The sequence below is a fragment of the Paracidobacterium acidisoli genome (genome assembly GCF_003428625.2).
Taxonomy (GTDB): Bacteria; Acidobacteriota; Terriglobia; order Terriglobales; family Acidobacteriaceae; genus Paracidobacterium; species Paracidobacterium acidisoli.
The window spans coordinates 813,310-834,882 of sequence record NZ_QVQT02000003.1; the positions used below are offsets into that span (position 1 = coordinate 813,310).

The following is a 21,573-nucleotide window of genomic DNA, read 5'->3' on the forward strand; positions in this document are numbered from 1 at the left end:
AGAGCGGGAAGGCCCGGGCTGCCGGTTCGCGGTGCGCTATGCTTTTTAAGCGTAAAACGAAAGTGCTGCACATGCTCAGGCTGCGGAGCCGGAATCCCGCTCGGCGGTATGGCATGAGAGAAGGCAATCGATACAGGAGAGCGAGCCAATGAGCAGTACCAGAAGAGAATTTGTAAAACAGACGGCGGCCATTACAGCGGCGAGTTTTCTGCGCTCGGGCGCCGGAAACAGTTTATACGCCGAGAGCAGTGCTGTTGAAGCGAAGCCGGCAGCGAAGGGCGAGGGCTCCTGGTATGGACGGCCGATGCGCTGGGCGCAGCTGGCCTTTGTGGCCGACGATCCTGGAAATTACGATCAGGCCTTCTGGCTCGATTACTTTCGCAGAGTGCACGCGGATGCGGCATGTCTGAGCGCGGGCGGAGTGGTGGCGTTTTATCCGACGGAGATTCCGCTGCACTACCGCAGCCCGTGGCTGGGCAATCGCGACACCTTCGGCGATCTGATGGCAGGATGCCGCAAAATGCAGATGAATATTGTTGCGAGGACGGACTCGCATGCCTGCCATCAGGATGTATATGATGCGCATCCGGACTGGATCATGGTGGATGCGAGCGGGAACAGGCGGCGGCATCCGTCAGACCCTTCGCTCTGGCTGACCTGCGCGCTGGGGCCGTACAACTTCGACTTCATGACCTCGGTTCATGAGGAGATCATGCAGAAGTACCGGCCGGACGGGATCTTCACGAACCGGTGGGCGGGCAGCGGGATGTGTTACTGCGAGCACTGCGTGAAGAACTTTCACGACTTTTCAGGACTGAGCCTGCCCCGCACCCGCGATCCGCAGGACCCGGCGAGAAAACAGTACATTCAGTGGCGGCAGAAGCAGCTCTTCGATCTGTGGCGGCTGTGGAACGAGAAGATTCGTGCGATCCACCCGGATGCGAGCTATATTGCCAATGCCGGAGGCGGCGCGCTGAGCGATCTGGATATGAAGACGATCGGCGAGCTGGCGCCGACGCTGTTTGCCGACCGGCAGAGCCGGAATGGACTGATGCCGCCGTGGACGAACGGCAAAAACGGCAAGGAGTATCGCGCGACGCTGGGACAGAAGGCCATTGCCGGCCTCTTCAGCGTGGGCTTCGAGGATTCGCACCGCTGGAAGGATTCGGTGCTGAACGGCGATGAGATTCGCATGTGGGTCGCGGACGGGATGGCGCAGGGTCTGCGTCCGTGGTTCACGAAGTTCAATGCGAAGCCGATCGATCGCCGCTGGCTGCCGGTGGTGGAGGAGATCTATCAGTGGCAGTACGCAAACGAGGCCTATCTGAGAAACATTCGGCCGCTGGCGCGGGTGGGGCTGGTGTATTCGCAGCAGAGCGCGTGGTACTACGGCGGCGAAGAGGCGCATGAAAAGATCGAAGACCCGGGACTGGGATATTACCAGGCGCTGATCGAGGGACGGGTTCCGTTCGAGATGGTGCATGACCGGCTGCTGGACGAGGAGCATCTTGCGCAATACAAGACGCTGATCCTTCCGAATATCGCGGCGCTGTCGGACGAACAGTGCAGGCAGCTGCAGGCCTTTGTGGAGCGCGGCGGGGGAGTGGTGGCGACGTATGAGACGTCGCTTTACGACGAGTGGGGCGTGCGGCGGAAGGACTTTGGACTGGCGGGGCTGTTCGGCGCGTCGTGGACTGGGAAGGTGCAGCAGAAGATGCTGAACTCGTACCTGATGCTGGAGAAAGATCCGGCGACGAATGGATATCATCCGCTGCTGCGGGGGCTGGAAGATGCGACGCGGATCATTAACGCCGTAAACCAGGTGGACGTGACGGCGGCGGGCGAGAGTGTGGCGCCGCCGCTGCGCATTGTGCCGACGTATCCTGATCTGCCGATGGAGTATGTCTTTGTGCCGGCGGGCGGAAGCCGCGATCCGGGCGTATTTGTGCGGCAGGCGGGACGCGGGCGCGTGGTCTATTTCCCGGGCGATATCGACCGCACCTTCTGGGAGGTTCTGGATACGGACCACGGGACGCTGCTGCGGAATGCGGTGGAGTGGGTGACGAACGAGGCGGCTCCGCTGACGGTGGAGGGCAGAGGCATGCTGGATGTGGCGGTGTGGGAGCAGAAGGATTCGATGACGGTGCACCTGGTGAATCTGACGAATCCCATGATGATGAAGGGACCGGTGCGGGAGATTCTTCCAATCTCGGGGCAGAAGGTCTCCTTCCGGACGCCGCAGGCACGGCGCGTGAAGCGGGTGCATCTACTGGTGGCAGGGAAAGAGATTGCGTACCGGCGGGAGAACGACAGGATCTCGCTGGAAGTGCCGTCGATCGATCTGAACGAAGTGATAGCCGTGGATTTTGCCTGACGGCAGCACGGCGCCGGCGGTGCAGCGGAGCGGATTTGTTTTGCAGTGCTGCGGCACCTGCCGGTAAAGGGGCCCGGTCCGGCAGGTATCCGGAGTGAGGAACGTCGGACGCTTTAGTGGACGGAGGAGGCGACGATGGTGGAGGCGATGATGCCTGTGGCAATGGCGGCGAGGACGTAGTTGCCGTCGACTTCACGCCATTCATAGCCGCGCGGCGGCGCGTTCAGGTGATAGTGGCGGTAGTCGATGCGCTCGCCACGGTTCCAGTCGTCGTGATTGATGCGGGCGCCTTTGTGCCATTCCCGATGTTCGACGTAGTGGTGGTTGTCGGCGTGGTGGTCGTCATGATGATCCTGGGCGAAGGCAAGTCCGCCTGAGAGGGAGAGCATGACCGTGAGAGTCGAGATTGCAACAGCGGTGCGAATGGGTCTCATGAATTCTCCTGCGTGTTCGATTTGGGGAAAGCAGTCCGTTGTCTGCCGAGTCCACTGCGATCGGGCTGCAGTGAGACCATGACATTGTACGGGCCATTACGATGGCAGAATGTGAGCCGCCAGTTGCACGAGGGCGAAATTATCCGGCGTGAAACAGAGGGTTGCCTGAGCGAGGAAGAAACGAATCCCCCTGTAAGTTCCTGATTTACAGGACAAAAGCCTGATCGGCCAGACAAAAACGCCGAGATTTACAATCTGTAAAAAATCCTGCCGGAGCGAATCATTTCCTTTTGCGCCGCAAACTTTGCGGGTGCTAGGATCATGCATCCCCCTCCTGTGAAAAAGGCCGCGTGCTGGTCCTGCGGCCCGAATAAGACTTCGGCCCCGAATATGACTTATCAAGGAGATGCTCCATGTGCTCTGGCAAGTTCGCGCGTGTGCGAACGGCGCGATATCTGTTGGGACTACTGGTCAGCCCGCTGATGCTTATCGGCGGTGCCCATGCCCTGTATGGCGGGCCGGCGGCGATGCCGCAACCCGGCGCCGCTGCGTCTGCCCCTCAGGCTCAACCGCTCAGCATTGCCGAACAGAACAGAGTTGTTTCGCCCAAAGACGCGGTCAATGGCGCGGACTGGCTGAAGGCACAGGGCGTGCAGCAGGGGCTGGATCAACTGGATCTGGGCGCCGATGCGAAGGGGCATCCCATTAAGTTTGAGATATCGAAAGATGGCGCGGGCGTTCAGCTCAAACTTACAGGATCGGGGCTGGACAATTCACTTGCCAGCGATAAGACCGGCGGCGGCATTATGGGAAAGTTCGGCCACAAGAAGAACAATGACGCCAAAGGGGCCAGCGGCTTAACGATCACTGACTTACTCGGTCCTAAGTTTACGGCGTACGATCCCGAAAACAAGGGCAGCATGGAAGAGAAGAGCATCGGTTTCGGCAAGATTGCCAAACTGAACGAGATGATGGGCGGAGGGAAAGACCATTACCTCAAGGGAACAAACCTTTATCCATCCGATCTGAGAACGATCGAGCAGAATGCTCCGGTGATCAAGTTGCTGGCGGAGGGTAAGTCCGACGACGCCAACAAACTGTACAGCTCTTTGCATACAAGCGCGGCCGATGGAGACCTTGGCACGAGCGACCCGGCGAAGCTCGCGCTGATTCAGAAAGTCAATGCAACGATGGATAATCTGACGGCGCAGGAGCAGGTAAGCGCCAAAACCCTGCATTTCAAGGCCGAAAACGGGAATGTTGTCGCTCATCTCGACGATCAGCAGACGGCCAATCTCGATAAGGTTCTGCAGAGCCTGAGCCAGGAGAAGCTCTTTGGAACGGGGAAGGTTACGTATACAAAAGATGCCAGCGGCAAAGGTGTTGTGGCCATGGACAGCGGTATTTCGGGTGACGATGCCGATCAGGCCGCGGGATCGCTCAAGGCCGCTATCGATACCGGCGATGCCAAAAAAGTGGAGGCCTATAAGAAGTTCAAGGGCCTCAACGACCTGAATCTTCCGAAACGGTCGAGCAATGGCAATGCGGATTACAGCCTGGGCCTGAAGGTGGCCTGAGTCACAAACTGGTCCTGCCAGCTACTCATCATTCGTAGAGAAAGCCCTGTCGTTCCCATGGAACAGCGGGGCTTTCTTGTCGGAGGACTGAAAGACAGAAAAAAGCTGCGAAATGCTTCGCGAAATTTTCCGGAGGAAGAGTTGTTTCTCCGCGTATCTCGATGGAAGGGACCAGATTTTAAGTGGTGGTGGGCGAGGCGGGAATCGAACCCACAACCCTCAGCTTAGAAGGCTGATGCTCTATCCGATTGAGCTACTCGCCCGAATGGTGGCGCTGCCGCGGAGAGGTGGCGGAACCGGGACCGCCGGCGGAGCTGATGCCTGCACTCATTGTAGCCGCAACCGCTGTCTCGAGCACGGACTGCCATGCGTCTGTGGCTGATGCGGCATCGGCTCCGCAGCCGGCGCAGTAGAGCGTGATGCCGAAGCCTTCGCCATGCAGTGAGCCGATGGCGGCATGAGCTGGCCGGATGACCGCATCGACGAGACCGCACGGCTGCGGCGCATTGCGCAGGATGTGGGCGAGGGCTGTGGCCCACTCCCTGTGCAGTTCGAAGGAATCAAACAGAGACGGGTCGCAGGCGATCAGGTCGATGTAGCTGGAGAGGCCCGCCTGCGCATCCTCTGTCGCGGCATCGAACTCCATAGGATCGATCTCGTCCGTCGTCAGCGTCCATACATCGCACTTCGCGGTAAGGAGTGGAGAGCCGGGCGCGTTGAGCCGCTGCAGGGCGAGGGCCAGAGCAGGATGCTGCGCGATCTCCTGAAGTGTGGCGGCGGCTTCGGGATGAAGGCGCAGGTCGATGAAGTGCTCCCACGGAACAACGATGACGGGAAGATCGGCGCCGATCTCCGCGCTCCAGTCAGCTTCCATGCGTTTGTCCGGAGAGGGCGGTTTCCACGGCGGGCGAGGCGAGGCCGAGAAGAAAGCGAAGCAGCGTGTGTTCGGCCCAGTAGCCGTCGTATCCACTGGCGGCGGCGAGAAAGGCGCAGTGGCCGCCGTGCTGCGTCTCCAGAAAGGTGACGCGCGGATTGGCGAGAAGCGCGTCGCGCGTGGAGGGCAGCATGCGGATGAAAGGGTCGTCGATCGAGTGCAGGATGAGCGTGGGCACGTGCAGGCTGGCGGCAAACTGCGAGCTGGCGACGGAGTAATAGTAGTCGTCGGCGCCGGCGAAGCCGCCGTAGGGCGCCACGATGTACTCGTCGAAGTCGCGCAGGCTGTGGATCTTTTCGACCTCTGCTGCGCCGTAGATGCGCGGATACATCTGCATGCGGCGGCGGACGCGCGCCACCATGGAGCGCAGGAAGTGCCATTCGTAGACGCGGTTTCGCGGCTCGTGCAGGGCGGCGGAGGAGAGCGCGAGATCCATGAGCGGCGAGACGCCGATGACTGCTCTGAGCTGCGGCGGCGCCGAGGAGCCGAGCTGCCCGGCGAGCCGGAGCACCAGATTGCCGCCCATGGAGTAGCCGATGAGCGCGATGCGCTGCAGCTGGTGCTCGCGGATGATGGTCTCGAGGATGCGCTGCACGTCGCCGGAGCGGCCGGAGTGATAGATAGTCGGCGAGAGATGGTCGGTGCCTCCGCAGCTGCGCATGTTCATGCGGACGACATTGAGCCCGGCGGCGAGCGCGCGTGCGGTGTTGCCGACGACATACTGCGAGTTCGAAGAGCCTTCAAGCCCGTGCACGAGGATGAGCGTGAGCCGCTCGCGGCGCACCTCTTCCGGCTGCCAGTGGCAGTGGCAGAGAACCTGGGTGGGGCCGTATCCGGCAACGGGGCCTTCGACTTCGACGAGCAGCGGCGAGGGCTCCGGCAGAGTGAGGCGGCGGGGAAGAAAGTTGCCGGCGAGGGTCTGCAGGTGGGCATTGCTCAGCCAGCGGCGCGGGATGAAATCCGCGAGCGGGGCAGCGGATGGCTGCGCGGGAAGGGAAGAGTCGTCAGGATTACGAGAGGCCGTCACCGGCTGAGACCCTCGAGGACAGCGGCGGCGTGCAGGGCTCCGGTGGGAGCATCTTCATGTTTGAAGTAAGCGAAGACATCGCCGCTGCCGGCGCGTTTGACGAGCAGCTTCCGCACCGCGGTGAGATCGCTTTCCGAGTAGTCGCTTTTGCGCAGGCGGTAACAGGCGAAGGGCGCGGTGACGATGTCCGGCGTCTGCAGCTCATCGCTTTCGGCGACGCAGAGCGCGGTGTGATGCTTTTCGAGCAGATGATAGACGGCGTCGTCGAACCAGGACTCGTGGCGAAACTCAAAGGCCATGCGAAGGCCGAGCGATGCGGCGTCGTCGAGAAAGGCTTCGAGGCGCGCGGTGTCGGCCTTCATGTTCGGCGGAAGCTGAAAGAGCACCAGCCCCATGCGTCCGGCCGCGGCGACGGGCTGGATGGAGCGGGCGAAATCATCAAGCGCGGCGGCGCAGTTTTTAAGCCGCAGAATGTGAGTGACGCGCTGCGGCGCCTTAAACGAGAAGCGGAAGGCTTCGCCGGTCTGCGCGAGCCACGACTGTATGGTGGTTTCGGTCGGGAGCGAGCGAAAGGTGTAGTTGACCTCGACGGAGTTGAGACGGGTGGCGTAGTACTCGAGGAGTTTTTTGGCGGAGACTTTTTCGGGGTAGAAATCAGGCTTCCAGCTGGTGTACGCCCATCCCGAGCAGCCGACGCAGATGAGGCCGTTTTGCTGGTGTTGCGCTGTCTGCTTCACGGTCTTTATAAGGAAGGTGGGTCCGGTGCCCGATTGGGGCGGCTAGTGGGGATCGAACCCACGACATCCTGAGCCACAGTCAGGCGTTCTGCCGCTGAACTATAGCCGCCATCCAGAGCTTGATTGTAGCATCTGCAGCAGGTGTCCGCACCTTTGCGCATCCTATGTTGAGGCAGGATTTATGCCTATGCAGAGACCGGCTCAGCCTGAGATCCTTCCTCCGGAAGACGATGCAGCCGCATCGGAGCAGCGTGAAGCGGCAGAGCCGCTGCGGGCGCGCCTGCGCGGCGGCGGCCAGTTCTTTTCGGATGAGAATCTGGATCTGCTGGCGCATCTGCTGGATGACTGGTTCCGCATTCCGGGGACGCCGATCCGCTTCGGTCTCGACGGCCTTATCGGACTGGTGCCGGGGCTGGGCGATGTGCTGGCCGGGCTGGCCTCGTGCATTCTGATTTTTGCGGCGTGGCTGCGCGGCGTGCCCTATGTGGCGCTGGCCAGGATGCTGGTGAATCTGGCGCTCGATGTGCTGATTGGAGCGATTCCGTTCCTGGGCGATGCGTTCGACATTGCATGGAAGGCCAACCGCCGCAACTATGCGCTGATGACGCGGCACCTTCGCCAGCCGCACCGGCATACGTGGAAGGACTATGTGTTTCTCGCGCTGATCGGCCTGGTGCTGGCGGTAATTTTTGTCACTCCGCTTCTGGTGCTGGTGTGGATTGCGGCGTGGCTGCTGCACCGAACATAAGCTCGCGGCATGCTGTGTTTCCCCCGGCATACGGTGTTCAATGAGAAGATGCGCGCGTGCGCGGAGTGTTCCGGAGCACTGCGGCGGCGAGGGCGGATGCGGGCGAGGGCTGCGATACAATCTACTTCAGTTGAAGTCTCCGGCGCGCTGCAACGGCGCGGATGCGGGATTATGTCGGGGCGTAGCGCAGTCTGGTAGCGCATCTGCTTTGGGAGCAGAGGGTCGGGGGTTCGAATCCCTCCGCCCCGACCATCTGAGTTCAATACCATCTAAAAGCTGGATGAATCTCTTAATTCATGGATATTGCAAGGGATATCGAGATCCCGCCATGGATATGATTTTCCACTAAATTCGATTGAGAACAAAGCGGCGAATTTCTTTGAGGTCGTCCCTTTCGTTCGCGAAACTTCGAATTCCTCCCTGCTGACAAGCACTAAGAATCTTTCCTGCTCAACATGCGAATTCTCCGAGTACACCTTCTGTTTGAAGGGCCGAAAACGGGGCTGGCTCCATGATGCCGCCCTTCGCATGGCCAGGATATTAGAAAAAGACTGGAGGCGGTACAGGAAAAATTGAACAGCAGTATCGTTTAGTTTAAGAACCGCTCTCTTATCCCCTTCCTGTTGATACAGACTTTCTGAAGACCTGAGCATTCTGCCGGGCTGCGGGCGCGGATGCCCGATGATGGACGGCCGAAATTTAACACTCACGTAATCATTCCGCTCAGAGCTTCGATGTACAAAAGCTCCATCTGCATAAATCTGTAGCTCAGTCTCTGACTGATCCTCCTGTACGCGCGCTGCACGCGAAATAGTTTTGCCTTCCACGCCGGAACATCCCTGCTAAAAAAACTTCCCAAAAATCTTTGACAGGTGGTTGATAACCATCCCTTTCGATTGTCTTCATCGCGGAAGCGGTGTGTCTCCTCCTGGCCCCACGGTTTGCGGCCACCTTAGCTCCCAGAGTTCGTGAGGCGCAACTCCAGCGTTGCGGCAAGAGATCGGATCAGCGGTGCGTGTGCATGTCAGACGTTCGCTGCAGAGCAGGGCAATTCAACGCCCGAAAGGACAAGGAATCGTGAATTCACCTGTGCGTAGCGGAGGGTTTGTGCGGCAAAGCATATCGAAGATGAAGGGCGGGCAGCCTGCTGTAGTGACGGCGATGTTCGCGGTTCTGCTCTTCCTGGCGGGCTGCGGGGGCGGCGGGGCCACGAAGCAGACAACAGCGACGCCCACGTTCACGCCGGGCGCCGGCGCATTCACTGCGTCGCAGACGGTGACCGTCGGCGACGCCACCGCAGGCGCGGTGCTCTATTGCACCACCGACGGGAGCAAACCTACCACGTCTTCCGCGCAGTGCCCCGAGCCGATCACGGTGAGCGCGAGCGAGACCATCAGCGCCCTTGCCGTTGCGGCTGGATACAATCCCAGCGCGGTGGCGACTGCGGCCTATACGATCAATCTTCCGCAGGCAGCCACGCCGACAATCTCTCCCAATCCCTCCGTGCCGTACACCGCGCCTCAGCAGGTGATTATCACGGACGCTACGGCCAACGCGACCATCTACTACACCACCGACGGATCGACGCCAACGTATCCGGCCGGCGGAACAACGCAGGCGTACAGCGGACAGTTGATGACAACCGCTGCTGGCACGGAGACTATCAAGGCCATCGCCGTGGCTTCGAACTTCGCAAACAGCGCCGTGGCCACAGCGGTCTACACGATCGCGCAGCCGACTCCGACTCCGGCGATTTCCTCTGCCGGCGGCACAAGCGCGACCTATCCCGCCACGCTGCTGATTTCTATCTCGGATTCCGATGCGAACGCAACCATCTACTACACAGTAGACGGCAGCGCTCCGAGCACGTCTTCGAAGAAGTACACTGCGCCGATTACCGTGGCCAAAACGCAAACGGTCAACGCAATAGCTCTGGACGCGGCGGCCGGCGACAGCGCCAGCGCGGTGGCGAGCCAGGCGTTTGCTTTTTCTGAAGCGACGCCGTCCATCGCGCCGAATGCCGGTCAGCTCCAGCCCAATTCTCAGGTCACCATCACCGATGCGGACCCCGGCGCGGCGATTTATTACTCGACCGCCGGAACAGCTACGGCCTCTTCGACGAAGTACACAGGTCCCATTGCCGTCTCTGCAGCGGAGACGGTCAGCGCCATCGCCATCGACACGGCCGGCGGGTACGGCATCAGCCAGGCGGCGTCGCAGGCTTACACCATTGAGGGGCAGGAGCCGGAGCCGGTCATCTCGTCTCCAGGCGGAACAGGCGCGACGTATCCGGCCACGCTTTCCGTCACCCTTTCCGACACAGACAGCAGCGCGGGCATCTACTACACGCTGAACGGAAACACGCCAACCTCCGCTTCCACGCCTTATACGGGCGCCATCACCGTCTCCGGTACGGAGACCCTGAACGCGATCGCTATCCGCAGTGGCTATGTCAACAGCGCGGTGTCGACGCAGGCCTTCACCTTTACGGAGGCAACTCCGGCCATCTCGCCCTCTCCGGGACAACTTGTGCCCGGGGCGAAGGTCACCATCACTGACGCGGACACCGGCGCGACGATCTACTACTCGACCACAGGAACGGCAACCGCATCTTCGACGGCCTATAGCGGACCTATTCCTGTTACCGCGGCGGAGACTATCAGCGCCATCGCCATCAATACAACCAGCGGACTCCAGGCCAGCGCGCCGGCTTCCGCGGCTTACACCGTGTTCTCGGGTCCGATCATCAATGGAACTGTGGTCAGCGGCTCGACGCCCATCGCCGGGGCCAGCGTGCAGTTGTACTCTGCCGGGGCTGCGGGCTATGGCGCGGGAGCCACGGCTGCCGGCGCTTCGGTCACTGCGGCTTCGGACGGAACCTTCACCGTTCCTGTGCCCTCGCCCTGCCCGGCTGCGCCTGGCGATCAGCTCTATCTGGTGGCGACGACTGCCGGAACCAGCAACAAAAACACCAGCATCGCTCTGATGGCCGGGCTGGGCGCGTGCGGCAAGCTCAGCGCCTCGGGCACAGCAGTGACCCTCAACGAAGTCACCACCATCGCATCGGCGTATGCGCTGGCGCAGTTCGCCAGCCCTGCATCGGGCGGCGGAATCACGATCGGCGCGAGCAGCACCAACTACCAGGGCCTGGTGAACGCCTTTAACACCATCGGCAACCTGGTGACGATCGCGAACGGGCAGGCGCTCAGCATCACGCCGGCCTACGCCTCCAACACGGTTCCTAATCTCAACAGCAGCACTGTTCCACAGGCGCGCATCAATACGCTGGCCGGCATCCTCGCCTCCTGCGCAGAGAGCAGCGATGGCAGCAGTTGCGGCGCGCTCTTTACCGCAGCCACACCCACCGGCGGCACGGCCCCCGAGGACACCCTGCAGACGGCTTTGCAGATTGCTCAGAATCCCGGCGGCAACGGCGTCAGCGCAGCTACGCTCTATGGCCTGCTGGCAGCCACCCCGCCCTACACGCCTGCCCTTACCGCTGCGCCTGGTGACTTCACGCTTGCGCTCACCTTTACCGGCGGCGGACTGGGACACGGAGGCAAGAATTCCATTGCCGGTTACGGCCTGGCGATCGACGCCAACGGGAACCTCTTCATCCCCGCATTCGACCAGGCTCAGACGTCAGGAAACACCAGCAGCATGCTCGTGGAGCTCAGCAACCTCGGTGCGCCGGTGACCCCATCCTCCACGTACAACGCAACCACCAGCACCATTACCTATGGCGGCTACGATCCAGCGTTCACGCCACCGGGGAGCACGCCTGGCGTGGCTCCGGATTCCCTCGATCAGCCGAACTACATTGCGATGGATGCTTCGGGGAATATCTATCTCCCCGGGGGCATGAGCTTCGAGATAGCCACGAATCCGACCCTGTCTGTTGTTCAGATTGTCGGGTATTCAACCAGCAACCCATTCAGTCTCATTGGCTATAACAATATAGCCTTCGATGCTTCCGGTGATCTGTGGGCGGCGGCAGGAAGCGATGACCTGCTGGAGCTCAACAGCGGCGCAACCTCTGAGCTCAACGACTATATGTTTCCCGGAACCCCTCCCATCAGCCTGTTCAACCCACAGTTCAGCGGACTCGCTTTCGACGGAAGTGGAAACCTGTGGGCCCAGACACAGCAACGCAACAACAACTACTTCTATCTCTTCAACCCGGCAAACGGAACATTGACCGCCAAGTACAGCGGTGTCAGTCGCAGTAACCCGGTTGCCGGCCCTTCCGGGAATGTATACGGCTGTACCGGCGACAGTACGGGCTATATGGTCTTCAATGCATCAAACACCAGCGGTCCAGTCAGTACCTATACCCCGCCGAACGGAAACTGCTCCAATCTTCAACAGGCGGTGGACGGAGCCGGCAACGTATGGTCGGTCAGCGAGCAATATGTGGGCGGTTCCGGAGACCCTTACTCCTGGTGGCTCAACGAAGTGAACCTGAACGGCAGCGGCCTCCAGATCACTCCGAACGCGGGCTACACCGGAACCAGCACCGGGGAGACATCGGGACCGATCATCACCGGCAACTATTACGGAAGCACGGCCCTGGCCCTGGACGGTTCCGGGAACCTGTGGCTTATGCAGGGCGACGGAGTGGAATATAACGGCGGACCTTACGAGAACATCGTGGTGGAGTTCGTCGGCATCGCCGCACCGGTACAGACCCCTGCCACGCTCCAGGTCCAGTACGGGGAACAGGGAACACGTCCGTAGATGGGAGGGGGGACACGGGAATAACGTGTCCCCCTTCTGTTTTCGCTCCCTGAAATGCACGCAGTCCCACTTTTTTTGAAGAACTGATTCTTTGCCTGGTTACCAGATGTCTTCATTCGATCGTTGTGTTCACTTCTTTGCTGTTTGCGATAGCAGCGTTTCTGTCTGAATGAGGCAATTTGTCAAGACCGTTTACTGCGTTTCACTGAAGAATTTACCGGAACACAACGGAGAACTGACCTGGATTTAGTGACCATTTCCGATACTTGGCGCACAGGCCCCAAAAATCTTTCCGGATTCGTCATCGCCGGCGATGCTGCGGGCCTGCCTTCCCTTGAAAACTCTCCTGCCGATTGGATAGAGGCGTTTATTTCGCCTCTTCGAGCCAGATGGGATGGGAGGAGGGCAGGTCGCTGCGCCGCATGGTGCCAGGAAAGGTCAACAGGGATGAGCATTTTCGGGAACCTGTCGCCAGCCGGTGGGCGAGGCCGCGGCAACCGCGCGCTCAGAACCGCCGTGGCTGAAGAACCTGGGCCGGAAGCGGTGAGCGCACCACTCTTTGCGCCAGAGGCATGGGAGCCCCAGAGAGAGGAGCCAGAGACTGCACGGATGGAAGCCGGCTCGAATCTCGAAGAACAGATTCTCGTCTTCTATCGCGAGTACCGCCCCCGGCTTTACCGCTATCTCTGCAGCCTCGAAATCTCCAGTGACCTGGCAGACGAGATCGTGCAGGAGACCTTTCTTCGGCTTACAGATCAGCTGCAGGCGAAACAGAATATCCAGACGCTGGAAGGCTGGGTCATTCGCGTGGCGCATAATCTGGCGATCAATGCGTCACGGAAGATGAGACGGGAGATGCATGTGGCGCCGGCAGGCAGAGGCGCTGTCGAGCAGGCCGACCCCGCGCAGAATCCGGAACAGGCATACCTCGAAAAAGAGCGGCTCCTGCGCATGAAGGCTGCGCTCGAGAGCCTGAATGAGAAACAGCGGCACTGCTTTCTGATGCGCGCGCAGGGATTTCATTACAAGGACATCGGCCTGACGCTGGGAATCACCTCGCAACGAGCCTGCGCGCTGGTCAAAAAGGCCGCATTGAGACTGGCGGCCATCTGTGGGTAGAGCGATGGAGAAACTCAGGCGGCTGCTTGCCCGCGGCCGCGAAGAGCACCTCTCCGACGATCGGCTGGCGAGCCTGTTCTCAGACGAACTGACGCGCCCTGCCCGGCTCGCCGCACAACGGCATCTGGCCAGGTGCCTGCAATGCCGCGCGCGCCAGACGCGGCTTGAAGACTGGCAGACAGAGCGCATGGTGCACCTCTACTCCGAAGCACTGGAGCATGAAGAAGTATTACCGCCGTTGCCGGCTGCGGAGTTCACACGCAGGCTGCGGCAGAAGATCAGGCAGGCTCCGCCGCCTCGCCCGAGATGGAGACCGCTCTTCCCAATGATTGCGCTGCCGGAGCTGCCGACTATGGACCCAACACTGGCAATCGGCGTCGTGCTGGCTTTTGCTGCCGTGGTGTCGCTCTTTGTGTGGGGGCGCCAGCGCACGCCAAATATCACCTCCAACACGCTGCTGGTGCGTGCAGAGAACTGGGATGACGCCAGCATGGCTTCGTCGGGAGGGGTGATCTATCAGGAGGTACGGATCACCACGCCGCGTGTCACGCTGGACCGCGCCATCTATCGGGATGCGCGCGGCAGGCGCCGCCCAAAGACGGTCAGGCTGAACGAGAGCGAAGAGCAATTAAAGAACCGTCTGTCCGTGGCGGGCGTGAACTGGGAGGCGCCGCTCCTGGCAACGAGCTATCAGGACTGGCACGACCATCAGCGTATCCGCGCGGACAAGATCAAGCGGAGCGGCAAACGCCTGCTGACGCTGACCACCACAACTCCGGTGGGCGATGTGGCAGAGGAGACGCTGACGGTGCGCGACACGGATTTCCATCCGGTGAGCCGCTCGGTCGAATTCCGGAACAAAGAGACGGTTGAGATTGCGGAGCTGGATTTCAAGATCCTGCCCTGGAGCTCCGTCGGTCCAAACGTGTTTGAGCCGGTCGCCGTTTTTGACACAGCGGCTGTGCCCTCGCGCGTGATTCCGTTTCCGCCGCCGCCCGAAGTCCTGACTCCTGAGCAGCTGGATGAAGCAGAGCTGGGAGCGAGGCTTGTTCTGAACCAGCTCCATGCCGATACCGGCAAGCAGATCGAGTTCGAGCGAAGCCCGCAGGGAGTGGAAGTGAAGGGCGTGGTGGACACCGAGGAGCAGAAAAGGGAACTGCAGCAACATCTGCTCATGCTGCCTCACGTGACCGCTTCCATCCAGTGCGTTGCCGACCTGCAGAACGGCCATAACAGCGACGCACAGGCGGCCAGCATCAGGACCGCAGAGATGCCGGATCAGCCTTCGCCGCTGGAGCTCTTTCTTCTGAAGCGCGGACGCAGCGTAAGCACCATCAACGGCCTTGCGCAGCAGTTGTTCAGCAATGCCCTCACCATCAGCCAGGAGAGCAAGGCGATCGCCGATCTGCAGGCGCGCTTTGCGCCCGACAGCCAGCAGACGGTGCTTGCGTCCGCAACGCTGACAGAGCTGATCTTCAGCCATCGCGATCGTCTGAGAGCCGCGCTCAATCAGGAGCGGGAACTGCTGGCCGAAGCGCAGAGCGGGCCGGCGAGCGGAGAGGGCGCTCCGCTGCCGGAACCCTTCTCGCTGATGGCCGCGGCCCGGAGAAACATGGACCTTTGCAGGGAACTGACAGCTACCAGCGGCGGCGCTACCCGCACCGCCGAAATGATTCTGGCGGATATGTCCGTTTCACTCGACGAACTTACGGTTGATGCGCGCGCCGTCAACGGCAATCTTCAGAGCGATGCCGCTCTGAAGGCAAAGCAATAGGGGCTCATCCGGTTATGTTTTTATCGTTCATTCGGTTTTTGGCCGCAGGGTCTGTACATCTCCGGCGTGTGTCCGGGAAGGCAAGACCTTCCCGGTGGCTGGTCACGCGGGAAGATGTCTGCGGCCTTTTCTGTCTGGTTGTTCTGAGCATGGCCGCTGCCGGCTGCTCCAGCGGTTCGTCGGTGAAGGCGGGACCGATTTCGGTTACCAGCTCGACCCATACCGGGCAGGTGAGCTCACTGGCTGTCTCGACGGCGGTGAACGTGAGCACGACTCCCGTCAATGACCCCGCAAACGAGGGCGTGGACTGGACCGTAACCTGCGGCGGCAATCCGGTGACGGGAAGTGTTACCGGGGGAGCCTGCGGCACGCTCGCTCCGACGCACACACCGGGAGGAGCAGCGGCGCTCTATACGGCTCCCGGGCTGATCCCGCTCGGAACCACGGTGACGATTACGGCAAGCGTCGCCAGCAATCCATCGCAGACCAGCCGCGTCAGACTGACCATTCTGCCGCCGCCCGTTGCGGTTGCGCTTACGACGTTACCCGCGGTCACTTCTGTCCAGGCAGACGGGACAATCGGTTTTATTGCTCAGGTCACAAACGATCCGACGAACGCCGGTGTCCAGTGGGCATTGTCATGCGGATCGAGCGACTGCGGCTCATTCAGCGCCACATCGGCGACGAGCACAACCTATACCGCACCCGCGACTGTACCAGCCAACGGCACGGTGACCATCACCGCGACGTCGATTGCCGACTCCACCAAATCCGCGAGCACGACCATTACGATTGTGGCCCCGCCGCCGCCTGGTCCGATCGCGGTCAGCGTCTCTCCCGCGAGCCAGTATGTGGCAACGATCGGATTGGCAAAAACAGCGCACTTCACGGCCACGGTGGCCAACGACTCCGCAAACCAGGGTGTGGACTGGACACTGAAGTGCGGCAATGCCGCCTGTGGCTCAATCTCCCCCGCGCACACCGCCAGCGGAACCGTCAGTACCTTTGTTGGCCCGACTGCGATTCCGACCGGTGGGACCGTAACCATCACAGCGACTTCAACAGCCGATCCAGGCAAATCTGCGTCCGCTGTCGTCACGATCGTCACGAATGCGCCCATTGTGGTGACCCTGTCGAACGCTCTGCCGGCGGTCATGCCCGCAGGCTCGCAGTCGAGTCTCACCGCAACCGTTGCCAACGATACGCAGAATCTTGGCGTGAACTGGACGGCAACCTGCGGCAGCGCGGGAGCATGTGGAACCTTCAGTGTGTCCCCGGCGCATACAGTCAGTGGCGGCTCCATCCTCTACACTGCGCCCGCGGCGATTCCCAGCGGCAATGTGGTGACGATCACCGCGGCTTCTCCGGCCACGACGCCCGCCAATCCCGCTATCGGAACCACGACGATCGTGACGCAGCCGCCATCGGTCGCATTTTCCCAGTCGCCCCCTGCGTCGTTGACAGGCGGCGCGCAGGCGCCCGTCAGCGCCACCGTTACGAACGACATTCCGCCCGGGGGCGTCACCTGGACGGTGCAGTGCAACAGCACAGTTGCAGGAGGCTGCGGTGCGATCCTGCCGTACCAGACTGCAAGCGGGGCCACTGCGACTTATACCGCGCCTCCTGTGACCGCCGCTGGAACCATAGTGACGATCCACGCCACTTCGAATGCAGATTCCAGCGTGACGATAAGCTCGGCCTCTGTTGCCATCCATCCTTCGACCACGCTTTCGATTGGTTTCATCCCTGCAGCTCCGGCAGAGATGCAACCCGACAGCACGGTGAATCTGAATGCAGCGGTAAGCAACGACTCCACCGGCGCGGGTGTGGACTGGCAGGTGTGTGCCAGCGGCTGCGGCTTCTTCACGACCAGGCCGGCCGTCCCGGCAATTCCTGCCACAGCGACAACCCCGTATGTCCCCGCAGTCCCGGCAGTGACGGCGACGAGCGTCCCGGCATGGGCGGATGGACTTCCGATCCCATACACCGCGCCCTCTCAGCAGCCCGCATCCGGCCCGGTGGCGATCATTGCAGCGGCTCATGCAGATTCCACGACGGCTGTCTCCGCGACGATCGCCATTACTTCCGGTTCAGACGGACCGGCATTGCACGGCAGGGTGTTTGCCGGAGCGCAGCCCGTTGCGGGAGCTTCCGTGGGTCTGTACGCTGCCGGGACCAGCGGTTACGCGTCAGCCTCCTCAGAACTTTCGGCGCCGGGAGAACCTCCAGCCGCGACGACCGATAAAAACGGCAACTTCACCATACCCGCCGGATACAGCTGCGCGCAGCCCAACAGCCAGGTGTATCTGGTGGCCATCGGTGGACAAGTGGGCACGAACGATCCGAACCATGCGTTAACCATGATGACGGCGCTCGGCAGTTGTGACGCTCTCAGCTCCTCTTCGGTGATCGTGAACGAAGTTACGACCGTCGCTTCCGTCTGGGCGCTGGCGCCCTTCGCGGCGAACGATGCGCTCACCGGAAACACCAGCTATCTCTACATCGGCACAAGCAGCACAAATGTCATGGGTCTGGCGAATGCCTTCGCCACAGTCAATAACCTGATCGACATTGCAACGGGCCAGGCGCTCTATACCGTTCCTGCAGGCAATGCAACCGCGCCTTACGTCGAGATCAATACTATGGCCGACATTCTGAATGCCTGCACGGCAACAAGCGGCGGCGCGGAGGGAGACGGAAGTCCCTGCGGCAACCTGCTTTCCTATGTCGATCCGCTCTCTTACAATCCTGCGCTCAATCCAACTTCGCCCACGGACACGCTTCAGGCTGCTTTCAATATTGCGCAGCATCCGGACGCAGGGCTTGGCTATGAATTCGACTTCAACGATCTCTTCACTTTCGCCACACCTGCGGCTCCGTTCCAGCCGATTCTTGCTGCGCAGCCCAACGACTGGTCGCTTTCGCTCAACTACACCGGGGGCGGCGGCTTGTCTGCTTCGAGCGCCGTGGGTTCTTTTGCGATCGATTCCTCCGGCGATCTCTGGATCACGGACACCAAAGCGGGCAGTGTGATTGAGTGGAACGGCCAGGGTGCTGCTCTTTCTCCGTCCAACGGCTTCGAGGCGGGCGGCGGGCCGCTCGCCATCGATGCCGCGGGCGACGTCTGGATCTCCGGAGACGGCAGCCTCACAGAGCTGACGAATCTCGGCACGCCCTCTCCCGGAAGCCCGTTCACCGGAGTGCCTGGCGGGGGGATGGACATGGCCATCGACGCCCAGGGCAACGTCTGGATCACTTCCGGAGACGGCGTTGCAAAATTCAATAACTTTGGGGTGGAGCTTTCTCCCGGCGCAGGATACACCAACCCCGAAATCACAAATGTGACATCGGTGGCTGTCGACAGCTCCAGCAATATCTGGGTCAGTAACCAGCAGGCCGGGACTGGCGTACCGATCGGACTGGCTGAGCTCAGCAATGCAGGCGGCCAGCTCATCTTCGAAGGGTCGGCCAGTTCGATCAGCCCCAACACGCAACTGGCCGCGGACGGCTCCGGCGATATATGGAACGCGGGGAATAACGAAATCTGCAAAGTATCTGCCTACAGCGGAACCACGATACTGCTTCAGAGCTGCTACACGGCCAGCACCAATCGCTCAGATTCTCCGAATGTGCTGATCGACAGTCCGCGAGGCACAGCAATCGATGGAGCGGGGAATGCCTGGGTCGCCGGCACCGGAGGCAATTCAGCACAGCAGGCGGCTTTGGGGGAGATCGTATCGAGCATCGCCGGCAGCTCCAATGCTCCCGATTTTGTTTCTCCCGGCGTCGCCGCAGGCTCTCTGCAGGCCGCAGTCGACGGCTCCGGCAGCGTGTGGGTCCTGCAGGCAAACAACACGGTAACGGAGTATGTGGGACTGGGAGCGCCCGTCGTCCAGCCCATCGCGCTTGCGGAGCAGAAGAACAAGCTGGGGGCGAGGCCATGAGCACGTCCTCCGCCATGCCTGTCTCAAGCCATCATCTTCGAATCACTCAATAGCTTTACAGAAAGGGATGCAATGAACATCTCCATTGATATGCGTGTCACTGGCGGCCTGCGATTCGTGAAGACGCCTCTGTCATTGCTTGCTTTGGGAGTCCTGACCCTCGGTGGCTGCGGGACCGGACCTTCGGGAAAGCTGGTAGTCGATCCGATTCAGTTTACGAACATCAAGGGGCAGCCGGTATCAGTATCAAGTCCGGTGACGTCGCTGAGCGTGAACCAGGGAGCGTATGTGATGGTGACGCTGACCGGCGACACGGAGCTGCTGGGTGCGGACTGGAGCGTGATCTGCGGGAGCGCATTGCCTCCGGGTACGCCGCTGCCGCCGGGGCAGACACAAGACCTGTCCTGCGGCTCGTTCAGCCCGACGCACACAGCGAGCGGTCCTGTGCCGGGTTATGCGACGAGCGGCGCGGGTTATGTGGCGTTCTATACGGCGCCGGCCGCACCACCGAAGGCCGGGGTCGTCACACTCTATGCCAGCTCGACCGCCGATCCCTCCCGGTTCTCCAGCATCACGCTGCCCATCACCGGCCTGCCGATTTCCGTCGGATTCGCGCCTCAGCCGCCCGCATCGATCGCTCTGGCCGGAACGGTCCAGCTCACGGCAGTGGTGAGCAACGATTACAACGCCGGGGGGGCGACCTGGTCGGTGGCCTGTCAGGCCGGTCCCGGCGCCTGTGGGTCGTTCGGCCCGATGCAGACGGAAAGCGGCGCGATGACGACATACACCGCGCCGGCCATTGTGCCGGCCGGCGGAGCCGTGACGATCACTGCAACATCGGTTGCCGACCCAACTAAATATGTAAGCGCGACGATTACAATTTTGCCGATCAGCGTGAGCATTTCTCCCGTAACGCTTTCCGTGGGAACAAACGAAACAGGCGCTCTGACCGCTGTGGTGACGAATGACGGAGAGAATCGCGGCGTCGACTGGAGCGTGAGCTGCACAAACCCGGTCGATCCCGGAAAGTGCGGCTCGGTCTCGCCGCAGCATACAGCCAGTGGCGCTTCGACCACCTATACGGCTCCGGCCCTTGCGAACATCGCAGCGGGCAGCACCATTGCGATCACTGCGACTTCGAGCACCGACCCAACGAAAAGCGCGACCGCAACCGTTACTGCCGTCAAGGGTCAGCTTGTCTCCGGCATCGCTCAGGCTGCCCAGCACCCGCTGCGCGGCGCACGGGTCTCACTCTATGCGGTGACGACCAGCGAAACAGTCCTGAATTCCACGGCCAATGCCGACGATGCGTCCGCTGTCACATCCACAACAACGGACGAGGATGGTAATTTCACGATTCCGTATGGCTATGAGTGCCCAACGCCCGATACGCAGATGTACCTGGTCTCGACGGGCGGAAATGCCGGCGAGGGTACGAATGACAATCTCGCGCTCATGGCCGCGCTCGGCTCCTGCTCGAATCTTGACGCATCGCGCTTTGCCGTGAACGAGGCGACAACGGTGGCCGCGGTTTACGCCCTCTCCGTCTTCACCACGGACTACCTGCACATCGGCTCGCAGAATGCATCGCCGGCGGGAGTCGCCGCTGCATTCGCAACGGCAAAGGACCTCGTCGATGTCACGACAGGGCTGCCTCGCTCGCGCACCGTTTCCGGCATCGGCGTTGACCCGCAGGCGAAGGTCGATACGCTGGCGGACATCATAGCCGCCTGCGCCTCGACGGCCGGCTCGGTTCCCGGAGACGGAAGTGTCTGCGATCAGTTCTTCACGGCCAGCAATCCAAAGGCAACGCCGGCCGAGCGGCCCATCAACACGCTTCAGGCAACGCTTGCTCTCGCTCGAAGCGGAACCGGGGTTGTTGACGCTGCCGGACTGCACCGGCTTGCCGTTTCGAATACCTCCTTCCAACCGGAGCTCGCAGCGCAGCCGGCCGACTGGACTCTTCCGGTGAGCTTCAGCAACGCGCCGCCGGGCGCGCTTCCGGAGGGTAGAACAGTCTCCGTCGACAGCGCCGGAAATGTCTGGATTCGCAGCGGCGGGAATGGTGCAACAGAATTTGTCGGCGCGGCACCTGGCGCAGCGGATCTGAGCACGCCGATTCCCCGCGCCGCCGGGACGGAGAACCAGCCGTGACGATCCACCGGACT

General features: G+C 61.4%; 13 protein-coding genes and 3 tRNA genes. 9 read left to right on the forward strand and 7 right to left on the reverse strand.

Features of this window, described 5'->3' with window-relative positions; all coding sequences use genetic code 11:
- Positions 1 to 148: 148 nt before the first annotated feature.
- Entirely contained in the window at positions 149 to 2,374 is a 2,226-nt protein-coding gene (locus D0Y96_RS10965; protein WP_117299621.1) for a beta-galactosidase trimerization domain-containing protein, read from the forward strand.
- A 113-nt stretch (positions 2,375 to 2,487) separates the two neighbouring features.
- Here the strand turns inward: D0Y96_RS10965 and D0Y96_RS10970 are convergent, their stop codons facing one another.
- Positions 2,488 to 2,808 (reverse strand): RcnB family protein, encoded by a 321-nt coding sequence (locus tag D0Y96_RS10970; protein ID WP_117299623.1) that lies wholly within the window; start codon positions 2,806 to 2,808, stop codon positions 2,488 to 2,490.
- 96 nt (positions 2,809 to 2,904) lie between these two features.
- Complete coding sequence (locus D0Y96_RS10975; RefSeq protein ID WP_147325022.1) at positions 2,905 to 3,135, reverse strand: hypothetical protein; 231 nt, start codon at positions 3,133 to 3,135, stop codon at positions 2,905 to 2,907.
- An 86-nt stretch (positions 3,136 to 3,221) separates the two neighbouring features.
- Between D0Y96_RS10975 and D0Y96_RS10980 the strand changes: the two genes are divergently transcribed.
- Positions 3,222 to 4,385 carry a hypothetical protein gene (locus D0Y96_RS10980; protein ID WP_147325023.1) on the forward strand — a complete coding sequence of 388 codons (1,164 nt, stop codon included), beginning with the start codon at positions 3,222 to 3,224 and terminating at the stop codon, positions 4,383 to 4,385.
- A gap of 186 nt (positions 4,386 to 4,571) precedes the next feature.
- Here the strand turns inward: D0Y96_RS10980 and D0Y96_RS10985 are convergent.
- The 5 genes from D0Y96_RS10985 to D0Y96_RS11005 form a co-directional block, all read right to left on the reverse strand.
- Positions 4,572 to 4,648, reverse strand: a tRNA-Arg gene (locus D0Y96_RS10985).
- Positions 4,639 to 5,259, reverse strand: coding sequence for a hypothetical protein (locus D0Y96_RS10990; protein WP_117299628.1), 621 nt, complete (start codon positions 5,257 to 5,259; stop codon positions 4,639 to 4,641). Before D0Y96_RS10990 ends, D0Y96_RS10985 begins: the two co-directional genes overlap by 10 nt.
- On the reverse strand, positions 5,249 to 6,346 hold the full coding sequence (locus D0Y96_RS10995) for a YheT family hydrolase (protein WP_117299630.1): 1,098 nt from the start codon (positions 6,344 to 6,346) through the stop codon (positions 5,249 to 5,251). The genes D0Y96_RS10990 and D0Y96_RS10995 overlap by 11 nt, the downstream gene beginning before the upstream one ends.
- Entirely contained in the window at positions 6,343 to 7,083 is a 741-nt protein-coding gene (locus D0Y96_RS11000) for a DUF72 domain-containing protein (protein ID WP_199480238.1), read from the reverse strand. The genes D0Y96_RS10995 and D0Y96_RS11000 overlap by 4 nt, the downstream gene beginning before the upstream one ends.
- Positions 7,084 to 7,117: 34 nt before the next feature.
- Positions 7,118 to 7,192: transfer RNA gene (locus tag D0Y96_RS11005), tRNA-His, on the reverse strand.
- A 72-nt stretch (positions 7,193 to 7,264) separates the two neighbouring features.
- Here D0Y96_RS11005 and D0Y96_RS11010 point away from each other — a divergent pair.
- The 7 genes from D0Y96_RS11010 to D0Y96_RS11040 all read left to right on the forward strand — a co-directional run bounded on the left by D0Y96_RS11010 (position 7,265) and on the right by D0Y96_RS11040 (position 21,559).
- The gene (locus tag D0Y96_RS11010) at positions 7,265 to 7,831 is read left to right on the forward strand and encodes a DUF4112 domain-containing protein (protein WP_252263653.1); all 567 of its coding nucleotides are present in this window, start codon (positions 7,265 to 7,267) and stop codon (positions 7,829 to 7,831) included.
- A gap of 175 nt (positions 7,832 to 8,006) precedes the next feature.
- Positions 8,007 to 8,083 (forward strand) — tRNA-Pro (locus D0Y96_RS11015).
- Positions 8,084 to 8,938: 855 nt separating this feature from the next.
- Positions 8,939 to 12,568 (forward strand): chitobiase/beta-hexosaminidase C-terminal domain-containing protein, encoded by a 3,630-nt coding sequence (locus D0Y96_RS11020; RefSeq protein WP_147325024.1) that lies wholly within the window; start codon positions 8,939 to 8,941, stop codon positions 12,566 to 12,568.
- Positions 12,569 to 13,177: 609 nt separating this feature from the next.
- Positions 13,178 to 13,687, forward strand: coding sequence for an RNA polymerase sigma factor (locus D0Y96_RS11025; protein WP_158562351.1), 510 nt, complete (start codon positions 13,178 to 13,180; stop codon positions 13,685 to 13,687).
- Positions 13,688 to 13,691: 4 nt separating this feature from the next.
- Positions 13,692 to 15,461: an anti-sigma factor family protein gene (locus D0Y96_RS11030; protein WP_117299639.1), complete on the forward strand. Its 1,770-nt coding sequence runs from the start codon at positions 13,692 to 13,694 to the stop codon at positions 15,459 to 15,461.
- Between the two features lie 149 nt (positions 15,462 to 15,610).
- Positions 15,611 to 19,405, forward strand: coding sequence for a hypothetical protein (locus D0Y96_RS11035; RefSeq protein WP_117299641.1), 3,795 nt, complete (start codon positions 15,611 to 15,613; stop codon positions 19,403 to 19,405).
- Between the two features lie 72 nt (positions 19,406 to 19,477).
- Positions 19,478 to 21,559 (forward strand): hypothetical protein, encoded by a 2,082-nt coding sequence (locus tag D0Y96_RS11040; protein WP_117299643.1) that lies wholly within the window; start codon positions 19,478 to 19,480, stop codon positions 21,557 to 21,559.
- Positions 21,560 to 21,573: the final 14 nt, after the last annotated feature.

Coding starts and splice junctions, on each gene's coding strand:
- D0Y96_RS10965 (WP_117299621.1), top strand. CDS start 149: ATGAGCAGTACCAGAAGAGAATTTGTAAAACAGACGGCGGCCATTACA.
- D0Y96_RS10970 (WP_117299623.1), bottom strand. CDS start 2,808: ATGAGACCCATTCGCACCGCTGTTGCAATCTCGACTCTCACGGTCATG.
- D0Y96_RS10975 (WP_147325022.1), bottom strand. CDS start 3,135: ATGCATGATCCTAGCACCCGCAAAGTTTGCGGCGCAAAAGGAAATGAT.
- D0Y96_RS10980 (WP_147325023.1), top strand. CDS start 3,222: ATGTGCTCTGGCAAGTTCGCGCGTGTGCGAACGGCGCGATATCTGTTG.
- D0Y96_RS10990 (WP_117299628.1), bottom strand. CDS start 5,259: ATGGAAGCTGACTGGAGCGCGGAGATCGGCGCCGATCTTCCCGTCATC.
- D0Y96_RS11010 (WP_252263653.1), top strand. CDS start 7,265: ATGCCTATGCAGAGACCGGCTCAGCCTGAGATCCTTCCTCCGGAAGAC.
- D0Y96_RS11025 (WP_158562351.1), top strand. CDS start 13,178: ATGGAAGCCGGCTCGAATCTCGAAGAACAGATTCTCGTCTTCTATCGC.
- D0Y96_RS11030 (WP_117299639.1), top strand. CDS start 13,692: ATGGAGAAACTCAGGCGGCTGCTTGCCCGCGGCCGCGAAGAGCACCTC.
- D0Y96_RS11035 (WP_117299641.1), top strand. CDS start 15,611: ATGGCCGCTGCCGGCTGCTCCAGCGGTTCGTCGGTGAAGGCGGGACCG.
- D0Y96_RS11040 (WP_117299643.1), top strand. CDS start 19,478: ATGAACATCTCCATTGATATGCGTGTCACTGGCGGCCTGCGATTCGTG.